This is a genomic window from Xenorhabdus entomophaga, assembly GCF_037996725.1.
Classification (GTDB): domain Bacteria; phylum Pseudomonadota; class Gammaproteobacteria; order Enterobacterales; family Enterobacteriaceae; genus Xenorhabdus; species Xenorhabdus khoisanae.
Genome location: NZ_JBBMXH010000157.1, coordinates 1 through 6,220, shown reverse-complemented (window position 1 = coordinate 6,220; position 6,220 = coordinate 1). Strand labels below are relative to the sequence as shown.

Annotated in this window: 8 protein-coding genes and 1 pseudogene; all 9 read left to right on the top strand. The window is 43.0% G+C overall.

All coding sequences use genetic code 11. The annotated features are described in order from the left end of the window. Positions 1-220 (top strand): hypothetical protein (locus tag AAC854_RS20795; RefSeq protein ID WP_340618766.1); only part of this gene is annotated, 220 nt, incomplete at its 5' end. Between the two features lie 516 nt (positions 221-736). Continuing rightward, positions 737-1,042, top strand: coding sequence for a hypothetical protein (locus AAC854_RS20790; protein WP_047961799.1), 306 nt, complete (start codon positions 737-739; stop codon positions 1,040-1,042). Then, a complete protein-coding gene (locus AAC854_RS20785; protein WP_340618765.1) occupies positions 1,042-1,470 on the top strand; it encodes a lysis protein in 429 nt (142 codons plus the stop codon). Before AAC854_RS20790 ends, AAC854_RS20785 begins: the two co-directional genes overlap by 1 nt. Next, a complete protein-coding gene (locus tag AAC854_RS20780) occupies positions 1,470-2,096 on the top strand; it encodes a defense against restriction DarA-related protein (RefSeq protein ID WP_340618764.1) in 627 nt (208 codons plus the stop codon). The genes AAC854_RS20785 and AAC854_RS20780 overlap by 1 nt, the downstream gene beginning before the upstream one ends. Beyond that, positions 2,093-3,259 (top strand): antirestriction phage head protein DarA, encoded by a 1,167-nt coding sequence (gene darA / locus AAC854_RS20775; RefSeq protein ID WP_340618763.1) that lies wholly within the window; start codon positions 2,093-2,095, stop codon positions 3,257-3,259. The genes AAC854_RS20780 and darA overlap by 4 nt, the downstream gene beginning before the upstream one ends. Before the next feature lie 2 nt (positions 3,260-3,261). Continuing rightward, positions 3,262-3,645, top strand: a complete 384-nt coding sequence (locus AAC854_RS20770) for a ddrA (protein ID WP_273549131.1) — start codon at positions 3,262-3,264, stop codon at positions 3,643-3,645. A gap of 61 nt (positions 3,646-3,706) precedes the next feature. Continuing rightward, positions 3,707-4,243: pseudogene (locus AAC854_RS20765) on the top strand (hypothetical protein); the annotation flags it as partial. Between the two features lie 107 nt (positions 4,244-4,350). Then, entirely contained in the window at positions 4,351-4,854 is a 504-nt protein-coding gene (locus AAC854_RS20760; protein ID WP_340618767.1) for a TIGR02594 family protein, read from the top strand. 365 nt (positions 4,855-5,219) lie between these two features. Continuing rightward, the gene (locus tag AAC854_RS20755) at positions 5,220-6,083 is read left to right on the top strand and encodes a RepB family plasmid replication initiator protein (RefSeq protein WP_273549135.1); all 864 of its coding nucleotides are present in this window, start codon (positions 5,220-5,222) and stop codon (positions 6,081-6,083) included. Positions 6,084-6,220: the final 137 nt, after the last annotated feature.

Genomic DNA, 6,220 nt, shown 5'->3' with positions numbered 1-6,220 from the left:
GACATCCGCAGCGTTCAGATGGACATCCCCGGCCAGCGGCTTGCCGTTGACCTTGCGTCCTTGGGGAACGGCGTTCAGCGCCCGGTTGCGGGCTTCCGTTAAACCAAGGTTTTATACTGACCTGTTCGCCTTTATCTTTTATGCTAATTCACAGCCATATTTCGAAAAAACAGGAAAAGTCAGATTGTTTTTTTATCCTGCATTAATGATTAATAAATAATCTCAATGTCACATTATATGAATAAACGGCAACAAGAACAAAATACAACCTATTTTGCATGGCAAATGCACGGATTGGATAATGGGAAAAGGTTGGGTAGATAAAAGCAAAAAAGCCAACGGATAAGGTTGGCTTTCGTGCTGTTGTCCCTTTTGAAACAGGACTCGCTTAACGCTACCAAGGATAGTTTAACGTGGCCGCACATTCTTCAGTTAACAGCAAACCAAGCAAAAGTTAACAGAAAGAAACCAAGCCAGGTTATCCTTTTGTTTTAAACAAATCAATTAATAATATGTAAATAACACCTTATTATTAATTAAATAGAAATGAAAGAGAAAATAAAAAACACAAAATTAAGCGATTTATTTTTTAATAAAAAATATCGCACCTTAAAGTTTAATTTAATTACCAACGAATAACCGCAACCTGCTAAAAAATAGCAGTTTTCAATTTAAATCCTAAAGAAAAGTTTTGTTATTCTGCCGAAACAATGTTTCCAATAAGGGAGAGTGCTAAGTGCAACCAGAAACAGAAGTGCTAGCACTTGCTATTGCCTTTTCTGTGTTCAGTGGCATTGGCGTATATCTGCAAGGAATTCGTGAAAAACGGATTTCTGGTGATGTTATGGATTTGCTGACTGAACTCATCATGTCAGTAAGTGCGGGACTCGTCGCTTATTTTCTCGCGCAGCATCAACAATGGGATGAACCGCTAATGTTCATCGCCGTCATCGGTGCCAGCAATAACGGACAAGAGCTGCTTACTGGCATAAAGAATAAATTAGTTCAACTATTTGATTACAAGTTTGGGAGTAAAAAATAATGTTATCACCGTCTGTGATCGCAACGGTTTCACTGGCTGTCGCAGTAATTGACCGAATTTTCTTTCAACGCAAACAAGTCATTATCCTCAATATTGGTGACTCAATTGATCGTGGTCGTGCAGTTGCGTTCCCCGTGATGTTTAAGAACAAAGTTCACCCTTTAAAAGGGGCACTGATCGAGTATTGGCTTCGAGACACCAATAACCCCACAACCGTAATAAATGGCAAAGCACGTACTTTAGACATCTCCAAAAAAGGCGTGAACGAAGAATACCTGCTGGTTGATAAGAAATACCTTACATCTGGCGCTTGGGAACTACACGTTCGCGTAACACATGGTAACTGCCGCTGGAATCCGTTATACCGGCTTTTTCCCGTGCAAAGTCATCGACAGAAATCTTGCTCAATTCAATTAGGGGATAAGTAATGGCGCTAATGTCCCAGAACGGGAAACAATATACCGTTCTCAACTACGATCAACTTAATGAGAAAGGTCTAAAAAAGCTGACTACCGCTCTTGCCAGTGCCGATTGTAAAATCGTCAAACTGGTGCCCGCAGAAACCGCCAGAAAGAAAGACGGCATTCCGACTAAGGTGTTTTCACTTCACACCGAAGATGGTCAAGAAATGACAATCCAGGTCAATAATACGGGTGACATTTCAGCCTTGAAGTTAAATGGGAAAATTATTCCTTTCACATCCCCCAGCAACATTCCCGATCTGACACGACAGATAGCCGCTGCATTCAAAGTCGCTGCACCGGCATTCGCCAGTTCGTTAGCCAAAAAACTAGCAAGTGCGAACAGAGACGAAGCCAAAAAAAGCAAAGCTCCGGCCGTGAAATCCAATGCACAACGATTGCAGGAGGCGAAAGAAAAGGCCAGTGTTTTTGAAGCCGACATCGCAAAGTTAAATAGCACATTTTCTCAACGTCAAGACACTCTCTCAAAAGTGCAGTTTGAATTAGAAAATGTACGTACCGCTCTTAATTCAGAGCAGGCAACAACCCGAAAACTGAAAGAAGAGATAGCCTGTTTGGAGGAAACATTGTGACCGCTGACTACTCTGTAAAAAATGCGATTCGTGTAATCGATAAAATTGACTTTATGCTCAGTACGCCAACAGATAGCCAGTTCAATGAGCTTTTCAACGGCATGGGAGCTGATTTAATGCTGGAAAGCGTTTCGCTGGATGAAATAGAGCACGGCTACTTAGGTCATGAATGCGTATCGAGTGACGCCGCGATGTTCGAGAGCATTACGACAACCCGAATGCGCTTATCACAAACCATGAGAGCCTTTATCCGCAAGTTGAATCAAGGTTTATCAGGAACAGGGATTTTAGCCGGTACGAACGATACAGGAAATACGGATAACGGAATGCCGTCTATTGGTGGTGCGGAAATTGGCCGTGTTCGGAGAGTCGGTAATATTCCGGTTATGGTTGCCAAGATCCCCCTGTCAGACGGGCAAAGCGTTTCTGTCATTTTCCACAGCCCAACCAGCGGAAACGGGCGAATTCAGAATGATGATGTACTCACAGCGTTTCGGTTTTTGCTGAACAAACGTGATGTTTCTCATGTCGTCGCCCCAATTAACGGGCGCGATATTTCACTGCCCCAAGTGTGCCAGTCTCTGTCAAACCTGATCGAACGCAACTCAAGTAAGTTTCAACGACAGGCCACAAATGCAGCAAAGATAAAATCAGACATTGATGCAGAACTTGAGCGAGCTGATGCGCTGGAGAAACAAAAAGTGGAGTTGATTGAAAAGGGTGATCAGCTACAACAGGGAATGGATACAAAAAAAGATGAATTTTCTAGGCTACAGAATCGATTAAAAAAACAGGTTGTGATAAACGATCAGTTACGCCGTTTGTTGGCGCAGTTGAAAAACCAACAGGAAAATAAACCAACACCAGCGGATACAGGCACTACCGGAACCTCTGTCAATGATACCGGCAACACCGAGGATGAGCTTAGCGAAGTAGATAAGGCCGCTTCAGAAGCCATCACATTTCTGAAATCAGTGCTGAGTCTTGAGAGTAACAATATTCAAGAACTGGCTGAAATTAGGACTAAAACCCGCGCGGCCATTTCAGCGCTCAATGCCGCCACTGTCTACGAAGAGAATTCCGGGCTTGTCACTGATGCTGTTAATCATCTGTCAGGCCTTCTGGCGACAGTCGCCAAATCCGCTATGGCAGGGGGACAATAATTATGAAATTGTCCCCGCTTGAGATTTTAGACCTTCAGGATCAGTTATCGGACTTGTTAGGCAAACTGGCCGCCGCTGATCCGTTAACCCAGCTTGATATCCAAGATGAGATCACCGCCATCATGGAGAAGTTGGGTTATGGCCTGTCGCCAGTATCTACGGAACAAACCGACGAGACGACAACCGATCCAGAACCAGCAAAAACGGACATTCCCCAGATCGTGGCCGACTATCTGGCCGGAAAATTCGTAACACAAAATACCGCTGAATTTATCACTATTCTGGAAAGCCTTGAGCCCTACGTGACGACATTTATCACGATGCCCCAAGTTTGCGACGGCGCGAATAGCTGGTGGGAAAAAACAGGCGAGCAGTTAGCTGCCTAAAACAACATGAGAGACAGCCACCAGCCCCGGATTATTTGAGGAATCAATGTCTATTACACCAATGACGGCCACAGTTCAGCAACATGAAGCATCGGTTACACATGCCGTCAGTCATTCAGAACATGGCCGCGTGTCATATGTGAACACCGTAAAAGGAGATAAGGTCAAAACTGCATTTGATGTCGTGGAAACCTCAGACCTTATCCTCTCGAATCATCTGGACGGGCGGATCAACGAAGCCTACCCACAGGAACTGCAACCCCGGGATCGCACACGTTTATCCAGTAAATTACAGGTGAACGCCATTGCAAAAAGTTTACAGCCAGAGCAACTTGCCGACTCAGACTTATCAAGTGATGGTGCGCCAATTATTGGTAACGATAATATCGTTGAATCCGGGAATGGCCGCAGCATGGGGATCGTCAAGGCTTATGCCAGTGGAAACGCGGACGATTACAAAGATTACCTGATAGAGAATGCCAATACATATGGGTTAAGCAGGGCCCTGATTGCAGAAATGGAACGTCCCGTACTGGTGCGTGTTCGTCTTGATGATGTTGATCGTGCCAAGTTCGCCAGAGACAGCAATTGGCCGACATGAAAAAAAGGGCATTAAATGCCCTTTCATTTAAAAATGATGAGAAAAGCCACCCAAAGATAACTTGCGTTCTGAATTTTATAACATTGTTAACTGTGGTGGAAGATATGACGAAGGAAAATATAGGGAAAGAATACGAACCTAAATGGATTGCAGAAGGGTATAAGTATCTTGGTGTACATGAGATTAAAGGTGAACAACATCATCCCAGTATCTTGCAGTGGTGGAAAGATATCAAGCGTGGCGGTATCCGTGATGATGAAACGCCGTGGTGTGCTGCATATGTTGGTGCCATGTTTGAGCGTGTGGGCATCCGTTCAAGCAGATTTGAATCAGCCATGTCTTATCTTGAGTGGGGAATGCCGTTAAAAGAGCCCTATTATGGCTGTGTAGCCGTTTTTACACGTACAGGTGGGGGTCACGTTGGTTTTGTCGTTGGTGTGGCTGAGAATGGCGATTTGATGGTTTTAGGGGGCAATCAGTCTGATGAAGTCAATATCCGATCATTTTCACGATCCAGAGTGTCTGGTTATCGTTGGCCGCTAAATGAGCTGGTAAACGGCAAACCGCTTTCTCTGATGGTTGGTAGACTTTCAGAAAGCGAAGTGTAAGTGACACTGGTTTTTGGCAATTAATGATAATTATCTGTTATCCGCTCATTCTATTTTTAGAGATGGGCGTTTATTTTCTAATCTTAGCTATAGTTATCCACATATACAGTGATTAGATCCCTAATTGATCCTATTTGATCCTAATATTAACCCCTACTGATCCCCTCTCTCTGTAGGCTAGATGGGACAAGGCTTTCGGAGCATTTGGGTGTGTCGAAACGGGAAAAAAGTGTGTCGAAACGGGAAAAAAGTGTGTCAAAACGGGGATTGGGTGTGTCATAATGGGAGCTAGGGTGTGTCGAAACGGGAATTTGTAGTAGTTATTCACAATGGATAAAAAAAGATATCTAAATTAGTGTAACTATATGAATAAAAATATTTTTTTTAATGACGTTCTTAACTCTGATATTGAAGATTCCAACAATAAACTCACAGTGACTAATAGTGCTACAGTACAGCCAGTTGCTTTAATGAGATTGAATGTTTTCGTGCCGTCTAGCCGTCCGGCAAAAGGTATGCAAACGACAATTGACGCAACCTTTGAGCTAAAAAATTTGGAATTTGCACGACGTGAGGGATATAACAACGTAAAAATTACTGGTGAACGCCTTAATATGGCGGTTGATTTCAAGATCTGGATAGGGGTCATACAAGCATTTAGCAAATATGGCTTGCAATCAAATATAATTAAATTGCCATTTCATGAATTCGCAAATATGTGTCGTTTTGAGTCAAAACGATTTGATAAAAAATTACGGAAAAACATGCAGGAATCCCTACCACGCATACGTGGGAAAACGATCACATTTTCGAAATCTGGTAAAGATGGGGTAAAACGCGTTGTATCTACAGGATTGTTAAAAACGGGCAGTTTTGATTTCGAGAACGATTGTGTCGAATTGGAAGCTGATCAGCGACTATGGGAACTATATCAGGCTGATTATACTGTATTGTTACGTCATAAACCAATAAATGCACTTATTCGTAAAGAGGTTGCACAAGCTCTATACACCTACATTGAAAGCCTTCCTCCGAGTCCTGCACCAATATCGTTTGAGCGATTTAGGGAACGATTGTCATTGCTGTCTCCTATCAAAGAACAAAATAGACTTATCAAACAAGCACTACAACAACTTGAAGATATTGGGTATTTGACTCATTCAATTGTTCGTCGTGGGAGAAATTCTCATGTGATAATTCATTCTAGATCTTCAAAGCTATTAGGATAGTACGTTGACAGTTTTCCGTCTGAGTCCACCTTTGGCTGATTTTTAATTCTTCCCGTTACGACACACCTTTGAAACTCATTGTTGTTATGGCCTGCGGCTAGGGGTGTGTCATAACAGGATAATTGTGCAATACGGCA